Genomic DNA, 26,838 nt, shown 5'->3' on the forward strand with positions numbered 1-26,838 from the left:
TCACCGCCCCGCGCCGGGCAGCCCGCGACGGCGGGGCGGGCGGGCGGGAGCTGTCGCGGGCTGCCCTGCGTCCGGCAGGACGCATCCGCCCGGACCGCCCGCACCACAGCCCGCATCCGCGTCACCCCTCGAAACAGGAGGCGATGAGCGGCTTGAGGTTCGCCTCGGTCAGCGCCACCGGGTTGCCGCCGCAGGACGGATCGGTCAGCGCCAGCCGGGTCAGCTCGTCGATATCCGGATCGGTGATGCCCAGCCCCGACAGCGAGGTCGGAATGCCCAGCCCGGCGATCAGCTCGGCCACGACGCCCCTGAACCCGTCGAAGCCGCCCGCGATCCCCAGGTAAGCCGCGGCCGCCGCGATCCGGTCCTCGATCTCGGGCCGGTTGAACTCCAGCACCTGCAGCATCACCGCGGCGTTGGTCGTGCCATGATGCGTGTTGTAGATCGCGCCCACGGGGTGCGAGATCGCATGGATCGCGCCCAGCCCCTTCTGGAAGGCCGTGGCGCCCATGGCGGCGGCCGACATCATCTGCGCCCGCGCCTCGATATCCGTGCCATCGGCATAGGCGCGCGGCAGGTAGTCCTTCACCAGCCGCATCCCTTCCAGAGCGATGCCCTGGCTCATCGGGTGGTAATGGGGCGAAGAATAGGCCTCCAGGCAATGGGCGAAGGCATCCATGCCGGTGCCGGCGGTGATCGCGGGCGGCATGCCCACTGTAAGCTCCGGATCGCAGATCACCTGCGCGGGCAGCATCTTCGGATGGAAGATGATCTTCTTCATATGCGTCTCGGAATTGGTCAGCACCGTCGCGCGCCCCACTTCCGACCCGGTCCCGGCGGTGGTCGGCACCGCGATGATCGGCGCGATTGCATCCGCATCGGCGCGGGTCCACCAGTCGCCGATATCCTCGAAATCCCAGACCGGACGGTCCTGCCCCACCATGAAGGCCACCGTCTTCGCCAGATCCAGCCCCGAGCCGCCGCCGAAGGCGATCACCCCGTCATGCTCGCCCGCCCGGTAGGCCGCGATCCCGGCGCCGAGATTGGCCTCGGTCGGGTTCGGATCGACCTCGGCAAACAGCGCGCGCGCAAAGCCCGCCGCCTCCATCACGTCGAGCGCGGTCTGCGTCACCGGCAGGGCGGCCAGCCCCCGGTCGGTGATCAGGATCGGGTTGGTCATGCCGGCGGCCTTGCAGGCCTCGCCCAGCTCCTGGATGCGGCCCGCCCCGAAGCGGATGGTGGTGGGATAGGACCAGTTGGCCGTCAGCGTCATTTGAGTGTCCTCAGGTGGTAGGATTTCGGTCGTGTCAGGTTGTGGTAGCCGATCACCGACAGCGAGCCGCCCTTGCCGGTCTGCTTGCAGCCGGTCCAGCACAGCGCCGGGTCCAGGTAATCGGCGCGGTTGAGGAAGACGGTCCCGGTCTCAAGCTGTTGCCCGATCGCCTCGGCGCGGTCCATGTCGGAGGTCCAGAGCGAGGCGGTCAGGCCGTAGGCGCTGTCGTTCATCAGCGCGATCGCCTCCAGGTCGTCGCTGACCGGCATGATGCCGACGACGGGGCCAAAGGTCTCTTCGCGCATCACGGCCATGTCGTGGGTCACGTTGATCAGGATCTGCGGCGCCACATAGGCCTCGCCCGCGTTCGGGAAAAGCTGCGGGTCGATCAGCGGCGTGGCGCCCTTGGCGATGGCGTCTTCCACCTGGGCGCGCACCGTCTCGGCAAAGCGCACATGGGCCATGGGGCCCAGCGTCGTCTCGGGATCCAGGGGATCGCCCAGCTTGTAGCCCTCGACAATCGCCTGCGCCTTCTCGACGAAGGTTTCGAACAGGGACGCGGCGACATAGATCCGTTCGATCCCGCAGCAGCACTGGCCCGAGTTGAACATCGCCCCGTCGATCAGCGTGTCGACGGCGGCGTCCAGATCGGCGTCCTCCATGACGTAACCGGGATCCTTGCCGCCCAGCTCAAGCCCGACGCCCGTAAAGGTGCCCGCGGCGGCGCGTTCGATCGCCTGCCCGCCGCCCACCGATCCGGTGAAATTGACGAAGCCAAAGCGTTTCTCGGCGATCAGCGTCTCGACCGTGTCGTGATCCAGCGCGAGGTTCTGGAAGACCTCCGCCGGCACGCCCGCCTTGTGGAACGCCTGCGCCAGGTGTTCGCCCACCAGCAGGGTCTGGGCGGCATGTTTCAGCACCACGGCATTGCCGGCGATCAGTGCGGGCGCCACGGCGTTGATCGCCGTCATGTAGGGGTAGTTCCACGGCGCGATCACCAGCACCACACCATGCGGCTCGCGCGTGATGTAGCGGCGGAAGCTCTCGCTGTCCTCGACCTCGATGGGCGCAAGCGCCTGTTCCGCGATCTCGGCCATATAGGCGGCACGTTCATGAAAGCCGCCGAATTCGCCGCCGTAGCGGATCGGACGCCCCATCTGGCGTGCCAGGTCGGGGACGATGGTGTCGTTCATCTCGCCGATGATCTCGACACCCTTCATCACCCGCGCGATGCGCTCCTTCAGCGGCAGCGCGGCCCAGGCGCGCTGCTCGTCTGCCCCTTGCAGGACGGCCTCGCGGGCGGCATCCGGCGTGAGGAACGGCCGCGAGACCAGCAGCGAGCCGTCGATGGGGGAAATGCAATCGAAGCTCATGCCCGTTCGAACCCGCGCTTGAGTTCCCAGTCCGTCACCGCGCGCTCGAACTCCTCCTGCTCCCATTCCGCGCCGCGCACGTAGTGATCGACCACCGCGTCCCCCAGCGCCGCGCGCAGCATGGCCGAGCCGCGCAGCACCTCGGTCGCGTCGCGCAGGGTCGTCGGAATGTCCGGGATATCGGTCGCGTCATAGACATCGCCCGTGACCGGAGGCGCCAGGTCCAGCCCCTCCTCGATCCCCGCGATCCCCGCCGCCAGCAGCGCCGCGATGGCCAGATACGGGTTCAGGTCCGAGCCGCCGATCCGGCATTCGACGCGCACCGCCTTGGTCCCGTCGCCACAGAGCCGGAAGCCCGCCGTGCGGTTGTCCACCGACCAGCCGATCTTCGTCGGCGCGAAGGTGCCCTTGGCAAAGCGCTTGTAGCTGTTGACATAGGGCGCCAGGAACACCGTCAGCTCGGCGGCATATTTCAGCTGACCGGCCATGTAGGCCTTCATCGTCTCGGACATGCCGAGCTTGTCGTTCGGGTCATGAAAGGCGTTCGAGCCCCCCGACCACAGCGACTGGTGCACGTGGCTGGAAGAGCCGACCTTGTCCGCCGACCATTTCGGCAGGAAGGAGGCCGAAACACCCTGCTGCCACGCGATCTCTTTCACCGCGTGCTTGGCGATCGTGTGGTATTCGGCGGTGTTCAGCGCGCTGTCGTAGCGGATGTTCAGCTCTTCCTGCCCGGCCTCGGCCTCGCCCTTGGAATTCTCCACCGGGATCCCGGCGGTGACAAGGTGATTGCGGATCGGCCGCATCACCGCCTCCTCCTTGGAGGTCTGGAAGATGTGGTAATCCTCGTTGTAATCGCTGATCGTCTTCAGCCCGGCATAGCCCCTTGCCGCGTTCTCCTTCAGCGTGCCCTCGAACAGGAAGAATTCCAGCTCGGTCGCGCAGAAGGGCGTGAACCCCAGCGCCTCGGCCCGCGCCACCTGCGCCTTGAGGATCGAACGCGGGGATTGCGGGATTTCTTCGTGGGTATGGTGATCCAGCAGATCGCACAGCACCATCACCGTGCCCTCCAGCCAGGGCAGCGGCCGGATCGTGCCCAGGTCCGGCTTCATCACGTAATCGCCGTAGCCCTTCGACCAGCTTGTGGTGGCATAGCCCTCGGGCGTGGCCATCTCGATATCGGTGGCCAGCAGGTAATTGCAGCAATGGGTCTCTTCCCAGGCGCTGGCGAGGAAATGGCTGGCGGTGAACCGCTTGCCCATCAGCCGCCCCTGCATGTCGACAATGCAGGCCAGCACGGTGTCGACCGCGCCAGCCTCCACCTGCGATTTCAGGTCGTCGAACGTCATGCATCCGGGCATCTGGGCATCTCCTTAACTCTTGGTGTCAGGACTTGAGCCTGAGATTGTCCGGGTCGTAAAGGGGCCTGAGGGTCACTTCGGCCGGTATCTTCTCTCCGGCGACGTCCAGCGTGTAGGTTCCGCCGAGGATCCAGTCACTTGTGGCCCCGCCGACGTGCCGGACAAAGCCCATGCCGATCGCTTGACCTATCGTGTGGCCATACCCGCCCGAGGCAAGATACCCGACCCGCTCGCCATCGCGAAAGATCGTCTCGCGGCCCAGCAGCACGGTGTCGGGCGGCGCGGTGAAGGTGGCCAGCCGCCGCTCGGGCACCGTACCCCGCGCGGCCTCCAGCGCGTCCTTTCCGCGAAACGGCGTGTCCTTCCGGCAGGCCCAGCCCAGCCCCGCCTGCAGCGGCGTGGTGTCCGGCCCGATCTCGCCACCCCAGGCGCGATAGCCCTTCTCAAGGCGCAGCGTCTCGATCGCGCGGTAGCCCGCATCGCGCAGCCGGTGCGCGGCCCCGGCCTCGTGCAGCGCCTCGAACACCGCCACGGCATATTCGCTGGGCAGGTGCAGCTCCCAGCCCGGCTCGCCGGCGTAGGACAGCCGCAGCGCCAGAACCGGCGCGCCTGCGATGAAGATCGTGCGCGCCGCGCCGAAGGCAAAGCCGTCGTTGCTGACATCGTCGTCGGTCACCTGCTCCAGGATCGCGCGCGCCTTCGGCCCCATCAGCGACAGCACGGCACCGGCCGATGTCACATCGACCAGCTGCGCGTTCATCCCCTCGGGTATTCCCCTGGAAATCCAGTCGAAATCCCTCGTGGCAAAGCCCGTCCCGGTGGTGATGTAATACTCGGCCTCCGACAGCCGCGCGCAGGTCACATCGGCCTCGATCCCACCCCGGTCATTGAGCATCTGCGTATAGGTCAGCCGCCCCGGAGGCCCCGCCACATCCCCGGCGGCAATCCAGCTGAGCGCGGCTTCGGCATCCGGCCCCTTCAGCAGGAACTTGGCGAACGAGCTCTGGTCGAACAGCGCCGCCGCCTCCCGGCAGGATCGGTGTTCCCGCGCGACGGCGGTGAACCAGTTGGGCCGCCCGTAGGTGTAGACATCGCGCGCCTCTTCGCCGTCTTCGGCAAACCAGTTGGGCCGCTCCCAGCCCATCTTCTCGCCAAAGACCGCGCCCCTCTGCGCAATCTGCGCGTAAAGCGGCGAGCGCCGGGCAGGCCGGCCCGAGCTGTGTTCCTCCGACGGCCAGGCCATCGTGTAATGCTTGGCATAGGCCTCGCTCGTCCGGCTGCGCACCCAGTTGGTGTCGCGATGCGGCCGGCCGAAGCGGCGGATGTCCACGGGCCACAAGTCAAATGGCGGCGCCCCCTTGGCGACCCATTCCGCCAGCGCCATGCCCGCGCCGCCACCGCTTGCGATGCCGAAGGCGTTGAACCCCGCGCCGACGAAGAAGCCGGGTTGCTCCGGCGCCTCGCCCAGGATGAAATTCCCGTCCGGCGTGAAGCTTTCGGGCCCGTTGACCATCGACTTGATGCCCGTCGTCTCAAGCGCCGGTACCCGGCCAAGCGCCTTTTCCATGATCTGTTCGAAATGGTCGACATCATTGTCCAGCAACGAGAACTGGAACCCCTCGGGGATGCCCGCCACGGCCCAGGGCTTCGGGTTGGGTTCATAGCCGCCCATCACCAGCCCGCCGACCTCTTCCTTCCAATAGGTCAGCCGGTCGGGATCGCGCAGGGTCGGCAGATCCGATGTCACGCCCGCGATCAGTTCGGTCACGAGATACTGATGCTCCATCGACACCAGCGGCACGTTCACCCCGTAACGCTTTGAAAAGTCGCGGGTCCATTGGCCGCAGCAGACCACGACCTTTGGCGTTTCGATCCGGCCCTTCGCGGTTTCCACCCCTGTGATCACACCCTTTTCGATGCTCAGCCCGGTGACCTCGGTCTCTTCCACGATCAGCGCCCCGGCCATCCGGGCGCCCTTGGCCAGCGACAGGGTGATGTCCGACGGGTTGGCCTGTCCGTCGGTGGGCAGGAAGGCCGCGCCGATGACGTCCGACACATCCATCAGGGGCCAGAGCTCCTGCGCCTCGGACGGCGACAGCAGCTGCATGTCGAGGCCAAAGCTTTGCGCCGTGGTCGCCTGGCGCCTGACCTCGGTCCAGCGTTCGTCGTTACAGGCAAGCCGCAGCCCGCCGTTGCGTTTCCATCCCGTGGCCTGGCCGGTCTCGGCCTCCAGCCGGTCATAGAGATCGACGGAATATCCCAGCAATTCCGTGATGTTGGCAGAAGATCTCAACTGCCCCACCAAGCCGGCAGCATGAAAGGTGCTGCCCGACGTCAGCTTGTGCCGTTCCAGCAGCACGACATCCACGCCCAGCTTGGCCAGATGATAGGCGGTGGAACAGCCGATGATGCCGCCGCCGATCACGACAACCTGGGCGGTGCTTGGCAGATCTGTCATGGCATGTCTTTCCAGGCGGCCAGCGCGGTTTCAAATCTGGCCATGTTTTCAGTTGTATAGGCGGCATAGTCAAAGTCGATCTCCGAGGTGATCTCGGACACCATGGACCACATCGTCTCGCGCAGGAGCGAGCCGCATTTCATCGCCGCGTAGCGTTTCAGGAAGGCCGCATCCGGCGCCTCGCCAAAATAGCGCACGAGCATCTCCTGCTCCGCCTCGGCCGGCAGGTCGGCATTGCTGGCCAGCCCGCCCAGGTCGAACAGCGGGCTGTTGAACCCGCCGTATTCCCAATCGACCAGCCACAGCCGGTCCGCGCCCCGGATCATGTTCTGCGGCAGAAGATCGTTGTGCCCCAGCACCAGCCGCACCGGGCCGACCCCCTGTTCCAGCAGCGCCGCCTGTTCCAGAAGATACGTGAGCTTTGACATGTAGGACGATGATTTATCATATAGAAATGCCGCATAGTCGCGGCACACATGAAACACCCAGAAGGTCAGGACCGGCCCGCGCAGGATCGGCGTCACCTCGCGGTGCACCTTTGCCACCAGGTCGGTGGCCGCCGCCAGAGTGGTCGCGTCATGCAGGTCCGCCTCGGCCAGCGCGTCGCCCTCGACAAAGTCGAAGACCAGAGCGCCCGGCTCGGCATGGACGACCGGCGGCGAAACCCCCGCCGCCGCCGCCGCGCGGGCGATCGACAGCTCATTCCAGCGCATCACCCCGTGTTCGGGAATGTCCTGGCCCAGCCGCACCACGTATTTGCGGCCGCCGTCAGTGACCACGGCATTGATGTTGGTGATCCCGCCCTCCAGCGGGACGATGTCGGTCGGGGCGTCCCAGCAGCTAAGCGTGCGGATGCGGCGTTCGACGGTGTCAGTCATAATTCCCCTTGGCCCGGCTTTTCGTCGGGTCGACATGCGGGAAGGGCACGACGCGGGCTTTCAGGCGCTTCTGATGGCCGTCAAGCTGGCCGACCTCCAGCGCGGTGCCCTCCGCCGCATGATCGACGAAGACCCGCGCCAGCGCGATGGTCCTGTCGAGGATCGGAGAGCGCGTGGCCGATGTGATCACACCCACCTGCACGCGGCCCAGCCGGACGCAATCGCCATGGGCCGGCACCTCGTTGCCGTCCAGCTCCAGCCCCACAAGCCGCTTTTGCGGGCTGGCCTTGCGGGTTTCCAGCGCCGGGCGGCCGATGAACTGCACGTCGTTTTTCAGCGGCACGGTAAAGCCGATGCCGGCCTCGAACGGGTCGGTCTGGTCGTCGAATTCATGGCCCGCAAAGGCCAGCCCCGACTCGATCCGCAGGATGTCCAGCGCGGCCAGCCCCAGAGGCTGCATGCCTTTCGCCGCGCCAGCCTCCCAGAGCGCATCGAAGACGGTGACCGCGTCCCTGGGGTGGCAAAAGACCTCGTAGCCCAGCTCACCGGTGTAGCCGGTGCGGCTGATCACCACCGGCGTGCCGTCATAGCCGCCGATCCGCGCGATGGTGAACCGGAACCAGCCCAGCTCGGCCACCGTGGGCTGCGTCGGCGGGGTCCAGAAGACCTCGCTCAGGATCTCGCGCGACAGGCGCCCCTGCACGGCGACATTGCTCAGCTGATCGGTGGAATTGCGCACATGGGCGTTCAGCCCGTGTGTCTCCGCCATCTCGCGCAGCCACAGGCCGCTGTCGTCCGAACCGCCGATCCAGCGGAAGTTGTGCGCGCCCAGCCGAAAGATCGTGCCATCGTCGATCATCCCGCCATGCTCGGCGCAGATCGCGGTATAGACCACCTGCCCCACGGCCAGCTTCGCCACATTGCGCGTGGCGCACAGCTGCATCAGCTGTTCCGCATCCGGGCCCGTGACCTCGTATTTCCGCAGGGGCGACAGATCCATGATCGCCGCCTTGTCGCGGCAGGCCCAGTATTCGCCCAGCGTGCCCACATTCGGGAAGGAATTCGGCAACCAATAGCCCTGATACTCCACGAAATCGCGGGTATGGCGGGCAAAGGCCTCGTGAAAGCCGGTTTCGCGGGTATCCTGCACGTCGTCCTCCGGGATCTTGCGCCACCCGATGGAGCGCGCGAAGCGTTCGGTGTCGCGATAGGTGCGCAGCTGGATTTCGGTCGGCTGCCAACCATTGGCCGGGTCGATGTCATCCGGACAAGCGGTCGAGACGCAGACAAGGTCGGTCAGCGCCCGGAGCAGGACGAAATCGCCGGGGCGCGACCAGGGTTCGTCGGTGGCGATGGCGTGGGTGTCGTCCAGCTGGGTGTTGAAGAAGAAGTTGATCGCGGGCCATCCGCCGCGCGCGGCAATGCCATAGGGATCAAGTGCCGCGTTGATGTTGTCGGTGCAATTCACATGGCCGGGATAGCCCATGTCCTCGTAGAACCGCGCGGTGCAGGCGAGGCCAAAGGTGTCGTGCCGGCCGCAGGTGTCCTGCACGATCTCGACCAGCGGTTCGAGGTCGGTGTTCCAGTATTTCGAATGCAGGCCCGGCATCGGGTAGATGGAGCCGGTCATGGACCGCGTCGCGGTCGGGTCGACCTCGCGGGCTGTGCCACGGTCGATGGACCGTGCGGAAAACGCCTGGAAATCCGAACATTCCCGCCCCTGCACGTCGAGGATCTGGATATAGGCGCCGGCGGGCACCTCGTAGACAAAGGCCTCGCCCGGGTTGATCTGATGGTCGATCAGCGCATCGGCCAGCGGATCGGGCGGCAGGTGCAGCCCGGTGTTGCGCGCATTGGCCCGCCGGACATAGAGGATCAGATCGGTGGGCGTGTCCTGCGCCTCGGGCGCCATCGGCCCGCCGGGGGCGGCGAGCACGACCAGCGCATCGGATTGCGCCGTGAAACTCACGCTGTCGCCCACGCGGCTCTCCGGTCCGTGCAGCGCCACGGCCCGCGCGTCCGCCAGATCGCAGCCCGCGCGGCTCAGCACATCGGCCACGGCGCGACCGGACCGGCTCGCCAGCAGCGCCGCGCGCAGCCCGTCGGCGGGGATATCGGCGCGGGCCCCGATCAGCCCGGCATCGGCGGCCCCGTCCCGCCCGAAGGCCAGCAGCTCACCGCGCTGCCCGCCTTCGCGGTCGACCACGATCACCTCGTCGCCGGGGGCCAGACGCACCGCCCGGGACCCGCCCCCGGGGACGGGGTGGCGTTCGGTCCCGGGCGGCAGGACCGGCAGACCGGGCTGCACGACACCCGACCTCTCGCCCGGCCGTTCCAGCAGGCCCATTATTCCGCCGCGTCCGCCGTGGTCTGCAGATAGCTTTCCAGGCTGTCGTCCAGCGCATCCTTCCACCGCGTATGGTGCGGCGGCGCCATCGTCCCGGTCATCGGCGAGACATAGCCATGATCGCGGAACGACATGATCCCCTTCTTCTTGTGCTTCTTCCATTGGAAGAACGCCTCGTTCGCGCCGTCGACGTTGAACGACGGGTAATCCGTCTCGGCGATCAGCTCTTTCACGTAATCGCCCTGGTAGACGATACAGGCGTAATCATCGGCCAGCGCATCCTCGTCGGCCTGCCGTTGCTGCCAGTCGGCCTCCATCGCGGCGGCGTCCGGCAGGGCGATCCGGCCCAGGATCACGTCGCGCACCCACCAGGCCTGCGCGTCGAACATGTTGAACGTGTACCACTGGTCCTGCATCCCAAGGTAGAACAGGTCCGGATTGCCGGTATAGACCACGCCCTTGTAAAGATCGCTCGCCGCCAGCCGGTTCGCCGTCTTCAGCCTCAGATCGTCGGGCAGGAACGGGAAATGATGCTTGTAGCCGGTGCACAGGATGATCGCGTCCACCGTCTTCGACGTGCCATCCTTGAAGAAGGCTGTCTTGCCCTCGACCTTCTCCAGCGCCGGCACCTCGGCCCAGTTCGACGGCCAGTCAAACCCCATCGGCGCGGTGCGATGGCCCACGGTGATCGACTTCGCCCCGTATTTCCAGCATTGCGAGCCGATGTCCTCGGCCGAATAGGACGTGCCGAGGATCAGGATGTCCTTGCCCTCGAACTCGCGCGCGTCGCGGAAATCATGGGCATGCAGGATGCGGCCGTTGAACCCTTCGAAGCCCGGGTAATACGGCACGTTGGGAAAGGAGAAATGGCCCGAGGCGACGATGACCTTGTCGAACTGCTCCTTCGTCTCGGTATCCGCCTCGCCGTTGCGCGCGGTGACGGTGAACATCCCGTCGGCATAAGTGACATCGCGCACCACGGTCGAAAACCGGATCCAGTCGCGCACGCCGGCCTTCTTCACGCGGCCTTCGATATAATCGAACAGCACCGCGCGCGGCGGATACGAGGCGATCGGCTTGCCGAAATGGCCGTCAAAGGAATAATCCGCGAACTCCAGCCCCTCCTTGGGCCCGTTCGACCACAGGTAGCGGTACATCGAGGCATGGACCGGGTTGGAATATTCATCCACCCCCGTGCGCCAGTCATACCGCCAGAGCCCGCCCCAATCGGCCTGCTTTTCATAACAGACGATCTCGGGGATTTCCGCGCCGGCCTCCTTTGCCGACTGAAAGGCCCGCAGCTGCGCCAGTCCCGATGGCCCGGCCCCGATCACACATATCCGCATCTCGTGCTTCCCCGTTGGTGAACCCATGATTGCTCATGCTGATTTTTTCCTCATGGTGAGATAGTTTTCCCAAGAAGCAACTTCTTTTTCTGGACGCGGCGTGCGACGAATGGGATTTCTGGGGCGGACACAGGCCCTTTGCCCAAGGATCGGGCAGCGGCGGGGATTGACGGAGAGCGACATGAATTTTCTCGTGCTGCAGCACGACCGGGGCACGCATCCGGCGGCCTTCCTGCCGCTGATCGAGGCGGCCGGCCACCGGGTGATCACGGTCGAGCTGGACGAGGGCGAGCCGCTGCCGCCGCTCGACGGGATAGACGCGCTTTGGGTGATGGGCGGCGCAATGGATGTCTTCGAAGAGGACAAATACCCCTGGCTGATCGCCGAGAAGGCGCTGATCCGCGAGGCGGTGATCGATCGCGGCCTGCCCTATTTCGGCATCTGCCTTGGCCACCAGCTTCTGGCCGACGCGCTTGGCGGGGCCTGCGCCTATGGCGGGGTGGAAACGGGCGTGTGCGATGTCTCCCCGCTGCCCGGGGCCGACCTGTTCGACGGAATGTCCGCCCCCTTCCCCGTGGCCCAGTGGCACGGGGTGCAGGTGACCGCGCTGCCCGAGACCGCCACGCTGATCGCCACCTCGCCCGTGTGCCACGTGCAGGCGATCCGCGTGGGCCCGCGCGCCTTTTCCATGCAATCCCACCCCGAGGTCCTGCCCGGCACGATCGGCCACTGGGCGCAGATGCCCTCGGCCGCCGCGATCCTTGACCGTGAGATCGGGCCGGGCGGCGCGCAGATCTTCGAGGCCCAGGTCACCGAAAACGCCGAGATCTTCGCCCCCAATGCCCGCCATCTCTTCACCAACTGGTGCCGCGCCGCCGGCATCCCATCGGAGCCCCTGTCATGAGCGATCAAAAGGTCTACAGCGCCGGCGCATTCACGCTGCAATCGGGGCTGACCCTGCCCGACGCCCGCGTGGCCTATGTCACCCATGGCACGCTGAACCCGGCGAAGGACAACGTGATCCTCTATCCGACACGCTATGCCGGCACCCATGACGACCAGCCGCCGCTGATCGGCCCCGGCAAGGCGCTGGACCCCGAGAAATACTTCATCGTCATCCCCAACACCCTGGGCAACGGGCTGTCCTCCTCGCCCTCGAACACGCCCGCGCCGCTGGGCGGGCCCGATTTCCCGCGTGTCACCCATTACGACAATGTCCTGCTGCAAGAGCAGATGCTGCGCACGCTCTGGGGCATCGAGGAGCTGCGCCTTGTCTGCGGCTGGTCCATGGGCGGGCAGCAAAGCTTTCACTGGGCGGCGATCTTCCCCGGCCGGGTGCGCGCGATGTCGTGCTTCTGCGGCCAGGCGATCACCGCGCCGCATACCCATGTCTTCCTTGAAGGCATGAAATACGCGCTGAAGACCGACGCGGCCTTCATGGGCGGGTATTACAGGGAACAGCCCTGGCGCGGCTTCACCGCGCAGGGCCGCGCCTGGGCCGGCTGGGCGCTCAGCCAGGAGTGGTACCGGCAGGAACGCTGGCGTGATCTGGGCTTCACCTCGCTCGAGGATTACCTCAAGCGCGCCTGGGACGGCGCCTATTTCAAGCGCGATGCCAATGACATGCTCTCGCTGATCGCCACATGGCAGGCCTGCGACATCTCGGACAACCCGCTTTACAACGGCGACCGCGCGGCGGCGCTCGGGGCGATCACGGCCCGGTCGATCATCATGCCCGGGCGCACCGATTTCTATTTCCCGCCCGAGGACAACGCGGCCGAGGTGGCGCAGATGCCCAATGCCGAGCTGCGCGTGATCGAGAGCATCTGGGGCCATTACGCCGGCGGCGGCAAGCTCCAGGCCGACACCGATTTCGTCGATGCCGCGCTGAAGGAGCTGCTCGCGTGACACGCCCCGACGTCATCGTCGTCGGCGCAGGCTCGGCGGGCTGCGCGCTGGCCGAAGGCCTCTCCCGCGATCCGACCTGCGAGGTCCTTCTGATCGAGGCCGGCCCGCCCGGCCGCCACCCGTTCCTTACCATGCCCGCCGGTGTCGCCAAGGCCATCGGCGCGCCGCACTGGAACTGGCATTTCGAGACAGTGCCGCAGGCCCATATGGACGGCCGGCGCCTGTATGTGCCCCGTGGCCGGGCCCTTGGTGGGTCGTCGGCGATCAACGCCATGGTCTGGGTCGTGGGCCATCCGTCGGATTACGACGCCTGGGACTGCCCCGGCTGGGACTGGGCCTCGGTCGCGCCGGTGCTGGCCGAGGTCGAAGAGATCATGACCCCGGCCACGCCCCCCTCAGGCCCCGCCTTTGATGCCTTCCTGACAGCCGGCGCCGAGATGGGCTTTGCCCGCCACGACACCGTGGACGGGCGCAAGGACGGCTTCGGCCTCTTCCGCCTCAACGTGCTGAACGGCCGCCGCCACTCGGCCGCCGCCGGTTTCCTGCGCCGCGCCGCCGGGCGCCCGAACCTTGCCGTGAAGACCGGCGTGCAGGTCCTTGGCCTGCTGGGCGGCGCGAAGATCGAAGGCGTGCGCCTGGCCGATGGCGAGATCCGCGCCGGTCACGTCGTGCTGGCCGCCGGTGCCATCGGCACGCCGCATCTGATGATGCTCTCCGGCCTCGGTCCGGCCGATCACCTGTCGGCGCTGGACATCCCCGTTCATGCCGACCTGCCCGGCGTGGGCGGCAACCTGCACGACCACCTCGAGGTCAAGGTCAAGCACCGCATGACCCGTCCACTCTCGCTCTGGGATCACGCGAAGTTCCCCAACAACCTGCTGACCGGCGCGCGCTATCTGGCCACCGGCACCGGCGCCGGCCGCCTGCAGGGGCTGGAGGCCGGCGCCTTCCTGCGGCTCGACCCCGCCAGCACCGCACCGGACACACAACTGCATTTCATCAACGCGCTGGCCTTCGACGGCGCCACGGCGGAGGACCGCGGCCACGGCTTTGCCATCGACACGACCCAGCTTCAGCCCGAAAGCCGTGGCACGCTTCGCCTTGCCTCGGCCGATCCGTCGGCCAGACCGCTGATCGACCCGAACTACCTCGCCTCCGAAACCGACCGCCGCCTGCTGCGCGAAGGCCTCAAGCTGCTGCGCGACCTCTGCCGCCAGCCCGGCCTTGCCGCCATCACCGGCGAAGAACTCCGCCCCGGCCCCTCCGCCACCTCGGATGCCGATCTCGACGCGGTGGTCCGCGCCACGGCGGATTCGATCTATCACCCCGTCGGCACCGCCCGGATGGGCGCGGATGGCGAGGCCGTGGTCGACCCCGCCACGCTTGCGGTGACCGGTGTCGCGGGCCTCTCCGTCGCCGACGCCTCGATCATGCCGCGCATCACCTCGGGCAACACCAACGCGCCCTCGATGATCATCGGCACGCTGGGCGCGAAGAAGATCGCCGCGGCCTTGCGCTGATGCCACTCGGGCGGTGGCGCCGGTCGAGAGGGCGGGATGGAGTATTTTTGCAAAGGTGAAGACTGGGGGTAACGCCTGACGCTCAGGGCGGCGCCTGTCGCCACGTTGGGGAGCCGCGGTGGAGAACACGGGCACGCCAAACGGATCATGCGCGGGTGGGACGGGCGTGTTGGAGTATTTGGACCAAGAAGAAGACAGGGGCGCGCATAGGCCCGGGGCTGGAGAAGGCGTATGGCAAGGGAGCCGCGGTTGAGACGGCCGTCGCCCCGCCCCCGGAATTGGCGCTGGTGGAGAGGCATGGCGCCACGCCCCTGCTTCACCTTGGATACAAATACTCCTGTCCGACGGCCCGGCAAGGACCGCCGCTTCAGAACAGGGTGCCTCAGCCGCGCGCCTCGAAGGCGATGGGCAGAGAGATCGGGCCGGTGTTGCCGCTGTCGGCCAGCCAGGTGGCCTTGCCATCCGCGCGCGGCGCCCCCATGCGGGCCGACAGCACGCGATAGGCCACCGCCATGTCATTGCGCGCCACCAGGTTGCCCAGGCAATGGTGGATGCCGCCGCCGAAGCCGTAGTTGCGCGCGCGTTTCGCGGTGATGTCGAAGGGGGCCTCGCCCATCACCGCCGGATCCGTGCCCGCGCTTTCGGAATAAAGATGGATCACCGTGCCCTTCGGGATCGTCACATCGCGGTAGGTGAAGGTCTCGATCGCCTCGCGCGTGACCCATGTGATCGTCGGGCGCATGCGCATGACCTCACTCGCCGCCGCCATGTCCAGCGAGGGATCCGCCGCCAGCGCCTCCCACTGGTCCGGGTGATCCATGAACATCGAGATCCCCAGCCCCAGCTGGTTGCGTGTCGTGTCCACCCCGGCGAAGGCCAGCATCATCGCGAGGTTGTGCAGCTCCTCCGGGCTCAGCCGGTCGCCGTCCTCGGTGGCCTGCACCATGATCGACAGGATGTCGTCGCCGGGCGCGTCCTGACGCTGGGCCAGAACTTCGGTGATGTAATCGCCCAGCTCGATCGTCGCCGCCTCGACATTGGCGGCCTCGGACGGAAAGTTGACCCCCAGCGCCAACCCCATCGTCGCCGAAGTGCGCAGGATGAACGGCGCCTTGTCTTCGGGCAGGCCCAGCAGCAGGCAGAGCACCCGCGCCGCGTAAGGATCGGCGAACTCGGCCATGAAATCGCAGGCACCGCGCGCGATGAACCCGTCGGCGAGGTCGTTGGCGACGCGCTCGAACTCCGGCATCAGCGCCTTGACGACCTTGGGCGAAAACGCCGGGTTCACCAGCCGCCGCAGCCGCCAGTGGTCCTCGCCCTCGGTCACCAGGATCGAACGGTTCCACCAGTCGTGGAACACGCCCGAGGTCACGCCGTTCAGCTCCGGCCAGTTCTGCGAGCCCTGGATCAGGGACTTGTGGGTCAAGAGCTCGCCCATCTCCTTGTGGCGCAGCACCGCCAGCCCGTAGGGCGTGCGGGCGAACCAGCTTTCCTCGCGCGCCTTCCGCACCGGGTCGGACCGGAGCGAAAAGGCCGGGTTGGCGACATCGAGGTAAGGCGCGTCGTCAAGCGACATCATCACGGCAGGCACTCCATGTAGGTGTCCTTGTCCCAATCGGTGACGGTGGACATGAAGCGCGCCCATTCGTCGGATTTGTACTCATGGTAAAGCCGGAACATCTCTCCCGGAAGGCCGCGCTGCACGACCTCGTCGTTTTCCAGGTGGATCAGCGCCTCGCCCAGGGACATCGGCAGCTTCTTGACCTTCTTGCCCTGCGCCATCGCGTCGTAGATGTTGCGCTCTTCCGGCTGGCCCGGATCCAGGTCGTTGTCCAGCCCGTCATCCATCGCCGCCAGCAGGGCCGAGCCCATGAGATAGGGGTTCACCATGGAATCCACGCTGCGGTATTCGAACCGCCCCGGGGCCGAGACGCGCAGGCCCGTGGTGCGGTTCTGGAACCCCCAGTCGGAGAAGACCGGCGCCCAGAAGCCCGTATCCCACAGCCGGCGGTAGGAATTCACCGTCGAGGCGCCGATCGCCGTCAGGGCCTGCAGGTGCTGCACCACCCCGCCGATCGCCTTGAGCCCCGTCTTGCCCGGCATCTGCGGGTCGTCCGTATCGGGCATAAAGGTGTTATCCCCGCCCGAGACATACATGTAATTCTCTTCCATTCCCGGCAGGTTGTCGGGGTCGTTGCCGGTCTTTTTGAACACGTCCTCGCCCGCGGTCCACAGCGACATGTTGTGATGGCAGCCCGAGGCCGAGACACCCATGAAGGGCTTTGTCATGAAACAGGCGAAGATCCCGTTTTCGCGCGCGACCTGAGCGCAGAGCTGCCGGTAGGTGGTCAGCCGGTCGGCGTTGCGCAGCACATCGTCGAAGGTCCAGTTCAGTTCCAGCTGGCCGGGCGCGTCTTCGTGATCGCCCTGGATCATGTCGAGGCCCATCTTCCTTGCATAGCGGATCACCTGCATCGACACCGGGCGCAGGCTTTCGAACTGGTCGATGTGATAGCAATAGGGCTTGGAATAGCCCGGCCCCGGCTTGCCGTTCTCGTCGAACTTCAGCCACATCATCTCGGGCTCGGTGCCCATGCGCAGCTGCAGACCGTGCTTTTCGGTAAAGGCCTTGTGCATCCGGCGCAGGTTGCCGCGGCAATCGGCGGTCAGGTAGGCGCCGGGATCAACCTTTTCCTCACGGTTGCGGAAGAGCGTGCAGTACATCCGCCCGATCTCGGGCGCCCAGGGCAGCTGCATGAAGGTTTCGGGCTCGGGGATGCCGACCAGTTCCGCCGCCTCCGGACCGTAGCCCATGTAATCGCCCGCGCGGTTGGTAAAGAGGTTCATGGTCGAGCCATAGACCAGCTGGAACCCCTTCTTGGCCACGCTTTCCCAGTGATCCGACGGGATGCCCTTGCCCATGATCTTGCCGGTGACCGAGACGAACTGCAGGTACAGGTATTCGATCCCAAGCGCGTCGATCTTGGCGCGGACCTGTTTGACCAGCTCGTCGCGGCCGGGCTCTTCCACAAAGTCTTCGATATCCATCCGCGGCTCTTCCTTTCCCTGTTGTCCTGATCCCTGTCCGTTCGGCGCAGCCCTGAGAGCGCGCCCGGATCTGCCCTCAGACAGAGCGGACGAATCACGCCCTGTCCAATGATTGATATTACCGAGGGGAAAATTTTCTTCGTGACAGTGGAATTGTTACGCAATGCGGCATTCGGCGTTCACGCCCTGCCCAAGGAATGGGCGCTTTCGGATCAGTCGGTCACCGTAACAGGCACAGCCCCGGTTTCGGGCCCCTGCCCCCGAGTCGCCATTTTGTCTGTCGGGAAACATTATTCACTCTGGCGCAAGGGGTGGCCGCGCTCGTGGTAACGCCCGTGGAAACGACAGGGATAGAGACAATGGAACAGCAAATCGCCGAGCTGACGGAGAAGATCGCCGCGCTCGAGGCCGCCCAGGCCATGAGCGGCACGATCAACTCCGAAATCTTCTACTGGTGGTGTACCGCGCTGATGATCGCGATCCACGCCGGCTTTCTCGCCTACGAGATGGGCGCCAGCCGGGTGAAGAACGTGCTCGCCTCGGGCATCAAGAACATCCTGGCCTTTGCCTTCATGGTGCCGACCTTCTACTTCTTCGGCTGGTACATCTACCTGGCCTTCTACAACGGCTTCATCCCGGCCGCCGACGGCGCCGCGGGCCTGCCGTGGGACCTGTCGATGGGTCCGAACCTGGCCGACAACGCCACCGGCATCTTCTGGGCGGCCTTCACGCTCTTTGCCGCGACGACCGCCTCGATCTTCTCGGGGGCCGTCATCGAACGCATCCAGACCGCGGGCTTCCTGATCCTCGCGATCCTTCTGGGTTCGGTCGTCTGGATCCTGGGCGGCGCCTGGGGCTGGCACCCGTCCGGCTGGTTGACGGTGAAATGGGGCTATCATGACGTGGGCGCCGCGGGCGTCGTGCACATGGTCGCCGGCTTCTTCGCGCTTGGCGTGCTGCTGAACCTCGGGCCGCGCGTGGGCAAGTTCAACCCCGACGGGTCCGCCAACGCCATCAAGGCGCATAACGTGCCCTTCACCATCACCGGCCTGATGCTGATCATCGTGGGCTTCTTCGGCTTCCTCGGCGGCTGCATCATCTACATGCCGGGCGAACAGTGGATCAACATCTACGGCCAGCCCACGACCCTGTCCGCCTTCGCGTTCAACACGCTCATGGGCATGGCCGGCGGCATCATCGGCGCCTGGGTCAAGACCCGCGATCCCTTCTGGATGATGTCCGGCGCGCTGATCGGCATCTTCTGCGCCGCCTCCGGCCTCGATGTCTATTACCCGCCGCTCGCCTTCCTGCTGGGCGCCTTCGGGGGCTTCGTCGTGCCGATGGTGGCCGTCAAGCTTGAAAAGATGGGCATCGACGATGCCGTCGGCGCCTTCCCGGTGCATGGCATCGGCGGCCTGATCGGCGTCGTCGCCTGCGGGATCTTCGCCTCCGGCTACCCCAACGTGATCGAGGGCGCGCCCCCGGTGAACTTCTTCGGCCAGGTCGGCGGCGCCATCGTGATGGGCCTGCTGGGCTTCATCCCGGGTTACGTGGCCTCCTACATCCTGAAGGTCTTCGGCCTGCTGCGCGTGCCGGATCACATCCAGGAAAAAGGCCTCGATATCGTCAAGGTCCCGGTCGAAGCCTACCCGGAGAACTTCATCCCCGGTCCGGTCAACACCACCGATCCCGTGGCCACCCCGGCCGAGTAAGAAAGGACTTATTCCATGAATACCGCACCTCTTCAAAGCTGGGACGGCGCCGAGGCGATCTTCACCTTCGCCGACAAGCCGGCCGTCGTGATGCTGCTCCTGCTCGGCGCGCTGGCGGTGACCGTCGGCACCATCGTGGTCGCCGCCGTGCACGAAAAGCACGCCTACTCCAACCACAAGTAACGCGATCCTCTCTCGCGTGACACCGGGCGGTCCCCTTCGGGGGGCCGCCCTTTTGATGGGCATAGACGCGCCACGACGCCAGACCCGCGCCCCGCCGCCGGCCGGCGTGATCTGCGTCACATAACGCGCCCGTGATCTGTGTTAACCTGACCGCATCGCTGATCCCGTCCGCCCGGAGACCCCGCCATGACGCATTACGATCTCGGCACCTACAGCCGCGCCATCACCTGCGCCAACGCCACCGCGAAATCCGCCTTCGACCGCGGCCTCGTCTGGCTGTTCGGCTACAACCACGAAGCCGCCGCCGCCGCCTTCGAAGAGGCCGTCGCCGCCGACCCGGGCTGCGGCCTCGCCCATTGGGGCATCGCCTATGCGATCGGGCCCAATTACAACAAGCCCTGGGAATTCTTCGAACCCGACGAACGCGTCGCCACGCTGAAACGCGCCCATGACGCCATCGCCGCCGCCGTGGCGCTGAAGGACAGCCTCATGCCGGTCGAGGCCGCGCTGATCGAGGCCATCGCCGACCGCTTCCCCGAGGATCCCACGATCGAGGATTACGGCCCCTGGAACGATGCCTTCTCGGACGCGATGCGCAAGGTCTACGCCGCGCACCGGGACGATCTAGACGTGGTCTGCCTCTTCGCCGAGGCGCTGATGAACCGCACGCCCTGGCTCTTGTGGGACCTGGCCGAGGGCAAGCCCGCCGAAGGCGCCTCCACGCTCGAGGCCCAGGCCGCGCTGGAGACCGCCTTCGACAGCCTCCCCGGCGCCTGGGACCATCCCGGCCTGCTGCACATGTACATCCACCTGATGGAGATGTCGCCCACCCCCGAGGCCGCCCTGCGCCACGGCGACCGGCTCGTCGATCTGGTCCCCGACAGCGGGCATCTGGTGCACATGGCCACCCATATCGACGTGCTCTGCGGCGATTACCAGAACGTCATCTGGCGCAACCACCGCGCCGCCCAGGTCGACCGCAAGTACGAGGCCGAGAACGGCGGCGAGAATTTCTATACCGTCTACCGCATCCACAACGTCCATTTCGAAGCCTATGGTGCCATGTTCCTCGGCCAGCCGGAGGTGGCGCTCGCTGCCTCGGACAGGCTGATCGAGATGCTGCCCGACGCCGTGATCTCCTACTTTCCCGACCTGTTCGAAAGCTTCTGGGGCAAGAAGATCCACGTCATGGTCCGTTTCGGCATGTGGCAGGAGATCGTCGACGAGCCCCTGCCCGCCAATGCCGAGCTTTACAGCTACACGACGGCGGCCATGCAGCAGGCCAAGGTCATCGCGCTGGCCAACCTCGGCCGCACGGCCGAGGCCGAAGCCACGCGCGCCGAGGCCGTCGCCGCCCGCGAGGCCGTGCCCGAAAGCCGCATGGTCTTCAACAACACCGCCGAGGATGTGCTTCTGATCGGCGAGGCGATGATGGACGGCGAGCTGGCGTTCAAGTCGGGCCGCGTCGAAGAGGGCCTGGAGCACCTGCGCCGCTCGGTCGCGCTGGACGACGCGCTGGTCTACGACGAACCCTGGGGCTGGATGCAGCCCACGCGCCATGCACTCGGCGCGCTCTTGATGGAGGCGCGCCAGCTTGAAGAGGCCGAAGCCGTCTACCGCGCCGATCTCGGGCTCGACGACACGCTGGCCCGCGCCTGCCAGCACCCCAACAACGTCTGGTCGCTGCACGGTCTGCACGAATGCCTGATCCATCGCGGCGAGCTGACCGAGGCCCGCCACGTCAAGCTCCTTCTCGACCGCGCGGCGGCGCGCGCCACGGTGCCGATCCACGCCTCGTGCTACTGCCGAAGCAAGGCCCGCGCCGCCTGAGACCGAAGCCGGTGGCGGTGGGTTGAAAACCCACCCTACACCCCCCGCCACCACCGGCCGAGCCCGCCGTAGGGTGGGTTGCCAACCCACCGCCACCCCGCAGTCCGCCCGTCGCAAAGATAACGAAACGGTAAATTCGCGCCCGCAACCTCTTGAAAACAAACACCCCACCGGGTGTCCCACGCGTGGGACACCGGACGGCGGCGGCACTTCCTCAGAACTGCTTCAGATACCGCTTCACCTCCCAGTCCGAGACATGATCGAGGTAGGACATCCATTCCTGCCGCTTGAAGCTGACCCAGCTTGCAAACATCTCCTCCCCGAAGACCTCCTTCGCCAGCGGATCCGCCTCGAAGGCACTCACCGCCTCCTCCAGCGTCCGCGGCAGCGTCGTGATCCCCCGCCGCTCCAGCTCCGCCTCGTCCAGAAGGTACATGTTGTCCGTATTCGGCTCCCCCGGATCCAGCCTCTCGCGGATCCCCTCCAGCCCGGCCGCCAGCACCATCGCCGCGCCCAGGTAGGGGTTCACTGCCGAATCCGCCGCCCGCAGCTCCACCCGTCCGCCCGCCAGCGGCACCCGCAGCGCGTTGGTCCGGTTGTTGTTGCCGTAGCAGGCATAGATCGGCGCCCAGGTGAAGCCCGACATCGACCCCTGCTTCACCAGCCGCTTGTAGCTGTTCACCGAGGGCGCCACGACCGCCATGATCGCCGGCAGGTGCCGCAGGATCCCGGCCGTGAACTGGTACCCCAGCTCCGACAGCTTGCAGCCCCTCGGATCCTCGGGATCCCGGAACAGGTTCGCGCCCGAGCCATCGGCCAGCGACATGTTGAAATGCGCCCCCGACCCGGTCCGCTCGCCCATCGGCTTGGGCATGAAGCTGGCGAAGGCCCCGTGCCGCCGCGCGATCGCGTTGGCCATGAACCGCAGGAAGGTGAACCGATCGGCCGAGGTCATCGCATCCGAATAGGCGAAATCCAGTTCGAACTGCCCGATCCCGTCCTCGTGGTCGAAGGAATAGACATCCCAGCCCAGGCTGTTCATCGCCTCCACCAGCTCGCTCAGCCAGGGCAGGTTGTCGAGCAGCCGCACCGTGTCATAGGCCGGCTTGTCCAGATGCGGCAGGTCCGACAGCGGGGCGAACCCGCCCCCCTCGGTGTCCTGAAACACGAAGAACTCCGCCTCCAGGCCAAGGTTCATCCGATAGCCCATCTTCGCCGCCGCCGCCGTCTGCCGGCCCAGGATGTTGCGGCTGCAGGCGGCGAACTTCTCGCCCCCGCACCACAGGTCCGAGGCAAACCAGGCCACGTCCCTCTGCCAGGGCAGCACGATGCAGCTGTCGGGATCGGGATGGGTGGCGACCTCCTCGTCATGCACCTCCTGCGGCACACCATCCAGGGCCGCGCCGGTGAACATCTCCGAGCCGCCCATCATGTCCGCGCCATGGGCGATCGGCACCATCTTGGATTTCGAAACCCCGTGCATGTCCACATAGCTGGCGATGCAATAGCGCACGCCCTGCGCCTTCAGCGCCTCGATCGTCATATCGGTCATTATGGTCCAGTGTCCGTTCGGTTGCGTCGCGCCATCTCAGCAATCCCGCCGCGCACCGACAACGCCCGTGCCCCGCCGGCCCCGCCTTTCCGGCAGGTCCGGGCGCCATCCGCCCAAAGCCGCGGCACCGCGGATCAGCAAGGGATCGCCGGCCAACCCCCTCACCGGCGCGACCTTGCCGGGCCCTGCGCCCCGCGACACCGGGTGACACCGGCCCACCGCCCGGTTTTCGCTTGCACCCAGGTCGCGCCTGACACACTCCCGGACCGAACCGCGCCGACAGATAACAATGCACGGACCGACCACCATGGACACGCTCTTCTTCATCGCCTCCAAACTGATCGGCGCCCTGCTGCGCGCCGACACCTGGATCGTGCTGCTCGCCGCCGCGGGCCTGATCGCGCTCCTGCGCGACCGCCGACGGGGCGCCACGCGTTTCACCCTTGTGCTGCTGGTCTATTGCCTGGTCATCGGCTTCCTGCCGGTGGGCGACGTCCTGCTTCGCCCGCTGGAAAACCGCTACCCGACCAACCCGGTCCTGAACGACATCGACGGCATCGTGGTGCTGGGCGGGGCCGAGGATGCCTTCGGCACCGCCCACTGGGACCAGGTGCAGCTGCATGACGGCGCCGAACGCTTCATCGCCGGGGCCGCCCTTGCCCGCCGCTTCCCCGAGGCACGGCTGATCTTCACCGGCGGCAACGGCCTGCTGCGCGGCCTGGTGCAGGACAACCCCTCCGAGGCCAGCGCCGCCGCGCGCGCCTTCGACGCCCTGGGCGTGCCCGGGGATCGCGTCCTGCTGGAAGGCCGGTCGCGCAACACCGCCGAGAACGCGGCCTTCGGGCTGGACCTGGCACAGCCCGAAGCGGACGAGACCTGGGTCCTGGTGACCAGCGCCTTCCACATGCCGCGCGCCATGCGCAGCTTCGACCGCGCAGGCTGGCCCGCGATGATCCCCTTCCCCGTGGATTACCAGACCACCACCTTCGGCGACCGCACCCGCTGGAACCTCGCCGGACATCTGTCGGACCTCACCGTCGCGGTCAAGGAATGGGTCGGCCTCTTCGCCTACGGCTTCACCGGGCGCTAAGCCCGTCCCGGCAGATGGGCCGCGAGACGGGCCGTCCAAGGCCCGGCGAGCACCGCGCGCCCGGAGCGGTCCTAATGCCCGATGCCTGCGCCCGATGCTTGCGCCCGTCCGCCCGGCCCGCTACCGATCCCGCACAGGCATCACAGCAGGCGCGCGCCCCATGAAACCTCCCCTCCGGTCCCGCGAGGGCCTCGCATGACCCACGCTCCCATCGCCATCATCGGCCTGGGCTATGTCGGCCTGCCGCTGGCCGTGGAATTCGGCCGCAGCCGCCCCGTCATCGGCTTCGACATCGACCCGGACCGCATCGCCGCCCTGCGCGCGGGCCGCGACGCCACGCGCGAGGTCCCGGCCGAAGACCTCGCCGCCGCCACCCACCTAACCTTCACCGCCGATCCCGCCGATCTCTCCGCCGCCACGATCTTCATCGTCACCGTCCCGACCCCGGTCGACGCCCACAAGCGCCCCGACCTCGGCCCGCTGCTGCGTGCCTCGGAAACCGTCGGGGCCCGGCTGAAGCCCGGCGACATCGTGATCTACGAATCCACCGTCTATCCCGGCGCGACCGAGGAAGACTGCGTGCCGGTGCTGGAATCCGCCTCCGGCCTCACGTTCAACCGCGACTTCTTCTGCGGCTACAGCCCCGAGCGGATCAACCCCGGCGACAAGGCCCACCGGCTGCCCTCGATCCTAAAGGTCACCTCCGGCTCCACCCCCGAGACGGCCGAGACGGTGAACGCGCTCTATGCCTCGATCATCACCGCCGGCACCTACCGCGCCCCGTCGATCCGCGTGGCCGAGGCCGCCAAGGTGATCGAGAACACCCAGCGCGACCTCAACATCGCGCTGGTCAACGAGCTCGCCATCATCTTCGACCGCATGGGCCTCGACACCCAGGCGGTGCTTGAGACCGCCGGGACCAAGTGGAATTTCCTGCCCTTCCGCCCCGGGCTGGTGGGCGGCCACTGCATCGGCGTCGATCCCTATTACCTGACCCACAAGGCCGAGGCGCTGGGATACCGGCCCGAGGTCATCCTCGCAGGCCGCCGCATCAACGACGGGATGGGCGCCTTCGTGGCGCAGAAGACAGTGAAGGCGATGCTGCGCCGGCAGGTGCGCCTGCTGGGCGCCAGGGTCCTGGTGCTGGGTCTCAGCTTCAAGGAAAACTGCCCCGACCTGCGCAACACCCGGGTCGTCGACGTGATCGCCGAGCTTCAGGATTACGGCGTCACGGTCGAGGTGCACGACCCCTGGGTCGATCCCGACATCGCCCGCCGGGAATACGGGCTCGACCTGGTGGACCAGCCCGAGGACGGCACCTATGACGGCGTGATCCTCGCCGTGGCGCATGATTGCTTTCGCGAGATGGGCGCCGACCGGCTCCGCGCGCTGGGGCGCGAGGCATCGGTGCTGGTGGATCTCAAATCCGCCTTCCCGGCCGAGCTCTCCGACCTGCGGCTCTGAGACTCGGACGCTGACGTCAGCCGTCGCGAGGCGGGCCTGCAAGGGCCCGAAGAGCAGCTCTCTCAGCCCCGGTTCAGCACGTCCCCGGCGCTGGCGCCCACGATCTCGCGGTACAGTTCCGGATCCGTGTCGCCCTCGGTCCCGAACAGCAGCACCCGCGCGCCGCCGCTCAGGCCCAGATCCGCCCGCACTTCCGGGTTCGACAGCGCCGCCTGCAGCCCGGCCAGCCCCGCGGTCGCCGATTCCCCGGCCACCACCGGCGGATCCCCCGCCGTCGGTCGCGCCAGACGGCACATGGCGGCCACCGCCATCTCGTCCGGCACCGCCATCACCGCGTCGGCATGGTCCTTCAAGATCTCCCAGGCCAGCGCCGAAACCTCGCCGCAGGCCAGCCCGGCCATCACCGTGTCCAGATCGCCCTCCACGGCAACCGGCGCGCCGGCCTTGAAGCTTTCGTACCAGCAGGCGGCGTGATCGGGATCGCACAGCACGATGATCGGCCGCTTCTCGCCCCAGCGCCGCACCGCGCTGGCCACCACGGCCGCCGCCATGCCGCCGACGCCGGTCTGCAGGAAGACATGGGTCGGGATCTCAGGCAGGGCCGCAAACGCCTCGTCCGCCATCAGCTCATAGCCCTGCATGACGTCCTTGGGCACCTCCATGTAGCCCGGATAGGAGGTGTCCGAGACCACGAACCAGCCCTCCGCCGCCGCCGTCTCCTGCGCCAGTCGCACGCTGTCGTCGTAATTGCCCTCGCAGCGCCGCACCTCGGCGCCATAGGCCTCGATCGCGCGCTTGCGATGTTCCGACACGGTCGCATGGATGAAGATCACGCAGGCACAGCCGAAGGTCTGCGCGCCCCAGGCCACCGACCGCCCGTGGTTGCCATCGGTCGCGCAGCAGACGGTGATCTTCGCCACCCGCTCCGGATGCGCGCCCGAGGTCACCTCGTCCATGTCCACCCGGCGGCCCAGCGTCTTTGCCAGCTGCGCCTGCAGCAGCCGGGCCACCGCATAAGCCCCGCCAAGCGCCTTGAAACTGCCCAGCCCGAACCGCGTGCTCTCGTCCTTGTAATGCAGCGCGCTGATGCCCAGCTCGTCGGCCAGCCCCGTCAGGTCATGCAGCCGTGTCGGCCGGTAGCCGGGCCAGCCGCTGATCGTGTCGCGCGCCGCCAGAAGCCCCTGGTCGTTCAGGATCGCATCCTGGGCCTCGGTCCAGGCCGCGCTGCGGTTGGCCTGCCTGTTGCGCAGGAACGGCACGTCCGACGCATCGGATTGCATGAGAACGGGGGACATGAGGCGGGCTCCTTCGGGACTTGCCCACCATGGACGCCCGGAACGCCCCAAAGGTCAAGGCCCCTGCACCGCGCCCCACGCCGCACCGCGCCTGCGCGCCCCGCAAACCCGCCGTCCCGCACAAGGCGTCACCCCGCGCGAGACGGCCCGCCAGGGCCGGCGAGCACAGCCCGCCTGCCCGCCCGCACGGATCGCCCGTC

19 protein-coding genes are annotated in these 26,838 nt (G+C 67.1%); 8 read left to right on the forward strand and 11 right to left on the reverse strand.

Going from position 1 to position 26,838, the window contains the following annotated elements:
- Positions 1 to 121 precede the first annotated feature (121 nt).
- Genes ATO3_RS09345 through ATO3_RS09375 form a run of 7 tightly spaced genes read right to left on the reverse strand, consistent with a single transcriptional unit; the run spans position 122 to position 11,036 of the window.
- Positions 122 to 1,273: an iron-containing alcohol dehydrogenase gene (locus tag ATO3_RS09345; protein ID WP_088649581.1), complete on the reverse strand. Its 1,152-nt coding sequence runs from the start codon at positions 1,271 to 1,273 to the stop codon at positions 122 to 124.
- Entirely contained in the window at positions 1,270 to 2,646 is a 1,377-nt protein-coding gene (locus tag ATO3_RS09350) for an aldehyde dehydrogenase family protein (RefSeq protein ID WP_088649582.1), read from the reverse strand. Before ATO3_RS09350 ends, ATO3_RS09345 begins: the two co-directional genes overlap by 4 nt.
- Entirely contained in the window at positions 2,643 to 4,007 is a 1,365-nt protein-coding gene (locus ATO3_RS09355; RefSeq protein WP_088649583.1) for a glutamine synthetase family protein, read from the reverse strand. The genes ATO3_RS09350 and ATO3_RS09355 overlap by 4 nt, the downstream gene beginning before the upstream one ends.
- A 25-nt stretch (positions 4,008 to 4,032) precedes the next feature.
- Positions 4,033 to 6,465: a GcvT family protein gene (locus ATO3_RS09360; protein ID WP_088649584.1), complete on the reverse strand. Its 2,433-nt coding sequence runs from the start codon at positions 6,463 to 6,465 to the stop codon at positions 4,033 to 4,035.
- Positions 6,462 to 7,343 carry a phosphotransferase gene (locus tag ATO3_RS09365; protein WP_088649585.1) on the reverse strand — a complete coding sequence of 294 codons (882 nt, stop codon included), beginning with the start codon at positions 7,341 to 7,343 and terminating at the stop codon, positions 6,462 to 6,464. The genes ATO3_RS09360 and ATO3_RS09365 overlap by 4 nt, the downstream gene beginning before the upstream one ends.
- Complete coding sequence (locus ATO3_RS09370; protein WP_088649586.1) at positions 7,336 to 9,690, reverse strand: DUF1989 domain-containing protein; 2,355 nt, start codon at positions 9,688 to 9,690, stop codon at positions 7,336 to 7,338. The genes ATO3_RS09365 and ATO3_RS09370 overlap by 8 nt, the downstream gene beginning before the upstream one ends.
- Entirely contained in the window at positions 9,690 to 11,036 is a 1,347-nt protein-coding gene (locus tag ATO3_RS09375) for an NAD(P)-binding domain-containing protein (RefSeq protein WP_198963254.1), read from the reverse strand. The genes ATO3_RS09370 and ATO3_RS09375 overlap by 1 nt, the downstream gene beginning before the upstream one ends.
- Positions 11,037 to 11,217: 181 nt before the next feature.
- Here ATO3_RS09375 and ATO3_RS09380 point away from each other — a divergent pair, with 181 nt between their 5' ends.
- Genes ATO3_RS09380 through ATO3_RS09390 form a run of 3 tightly spaced genes read left to right on the forward strand, consistent with a single transcriptional unit; the run spans position 11,218 to position 14,464 of the window.
- On the forward strand, positions 11,218 to 11,940 hold the full coding sequence (locus tag ATO3_RS09380) for a type 1 glutamine amidotransferase (RefSeq protein ID WP_158217929.1): 723 nt from the start codon (positions 11,218 to 11,220) through the stop codon (positions 11,938 to 11,940).
- The gene (locus ATO3_RS09385) at positions 11,937 to 12,944 is read left to right on the forward strand and encodes an alpha/beta fold hydrolase (protein ID WP_088649589.1); all 1,008 of its coding nucleotides are present in this window, start codon (positions 11,937 to 11,939) and stop codon (positions 12,942 to 12,944) included. Before ATO3_RS09380 ends, ATO3_RS09385 begins: the two co-directional genes overlap by 4 nt.
- On the forward strand, positions 12,941 to 14,464 hold the full coding sequence (locus ATO3_RS09390) for a GMC family oxidoreductase (RefSeq protein WP_088649590.1): 1,524 nt from the start codon (positions 12,941 to 12,943) through the stop codon (positions 14,462 to 14,464). Before ATO3_RS09385 ends, ATO3_RS09390 begins: the two co-directional genes overlap by 4 nt.
- 382 nt (positions 14,465 to 14,846) lie before the next feature.
- On the opposite strand, the gene ATO3_RS09395 is transcribed toward ATO3_RS09390, so the two are convergent.
- Together ATO3_RS09395 and ATO3_RS09400 are read right to left on the reverse strand one after the other, a co-directional pair.
- The gene (locus ATO3_RS09395; protein ID WP_233152107.1) at positions 14,847 to 16,043 is read right to left on the reverse strand and encodes a cytochrome P450; all 1,197 of its coding nucleotides are present in this window, start codon (positions 16,041 to 16,043) and stop codon (positions 14,847 to 14,849) included.
- On the reverse strand, positions 16,043 to 17,512 hold the full coding sequence (locus ATO3_RS09400) for a glutamine synthetase family protein (RefSeq protein WP_088649591.1): 1,470 nt from the start codon (positions 17,510 to 17,512) through the stop codon (positions 16,043 to 16,045). Before ATO3_RS09400 ends, ATO3_RS09395 begins: the two co-directional genes overlap by 1 nt.
- Positions 17,513 to 17,871: 359 nt before the next feature.
- Here ATO3_RS09400 and ATO3_RS09405 point away from each other — a divergent pair, with 359 nt between their 5' ends.
- The 3 genes from ATO3_RS09405 (at position 17,872) to ATO3_RS09410 (ending at position 21,237) form a co-directional block, all read left to right on the forward strand.
- Positions 17,872 to 19,224, forward strand: a complete 1,353-nt coding sequence (locus ATO3_RS09405) for an ammonium transporter (RefSeq protein WP_088649592.1) — start codon at positions 17,872 to 17,874, stop codon at positions 19,222 to 19,224.
- A gap of 15 nt (positions 19,225 to 19,239) precedes the next feature.
- Positions 19,240 to 19,407: a hypothetical protein gene (locus ATO3_RS28995; RefSeq protein WP_198963233.1), complete on the forward strand. Its 168-nt coding sequence runs from the start codon at positions 19,240 to 19,242 to the stop codon at positions 19,405 to 19,407.
- Between the two features lie 186 nt (positions 19,408 to 19,593).
- Positions 19,594 to 21,237: a hypothetical protein gene (locus tag ATO3_RS09410; protein WP_088649593.1), complete on the forward strand. Its 1,644-nt coding sequence runs from the start codon at positions 19,594 to 19,596 to the stop codon at positions 21,235 to 21,237.
- Between the two features lie 214 nt (positions 21,238 to 21,451).
- Here ATO3_RS09410 and glnT read toward each other — a convergent pair whose 3' ends face one another.
- Entirely contained in the window at positions 21,452 to 22,789 is a 1,338-nt protein-coding gene (gene glnT, locus ATO3_RS09415; RefSeq protein WP_088649594.1) for a type III glutamate--ammonia ligase, read from the reverse strand.
- Between the two features lie 289 nt (positions 22,790 to 23,078).
- On the opposite strand from glnT, the gene ATO3_RS09420 reads away from it, so the two are divergent.
- Positions 23,079 to 23,879: a YdcF family protein gene (locus ATO3_RS09420; RefSeq protein WP_088649595.1), complete on the forward strand. Its 801-nt coding sequence runs from the start codon at positions 23,079 to 23,081 to the stop codon at positions 23,877 to 23,879.
- Positions 23,880 to 24,074: 195 nt separating this feature from the next.
- Entirely contained in the window at positions 24,075 to 25,343 is a 1,269-nt protein-coding gene (gene tviB / locus ATO3_RS09425) for a Vi polysaccharide biosynthesis UDP-N-acetylglucosamine C-6 dehydrogenase TviB (RefSeq protein ID WP_088649596.1), read from the forward strand.
- A 62-nt stretch (positions 25,344 to 25,405) separates the two neighbouring features.
- Here the strand turns inward: tviB and ATO3_RS09430 are convergent, their stop codons facing one another.
- Positions 25,406 to 26,638, reverse strand: coding sequence for a diaminopropionate ammonia-lyase (locus ATO3_RS09430; RefSeq protein WP_233152089.1), 1,233 nt, complete (start codon positions 26,636 to 26,638; stop codon positions 25,406 to 25,408).
- Between the last annotated feature and the right edge of the window lie 200 nt (positions 26,639 to 26,838).

Origin of the sequence: Marinibacterium profundimaris (assembly GCF_002210095.1) — a bacterium.
Taxonomy (GTDB): domain Bacteria; phylum Pseudomonadota; class Alphaproteobacteria; order Rhodobacterales; family Rhodobacteraceae; genus Marinibacterium; species Marinibacterium profundimaris.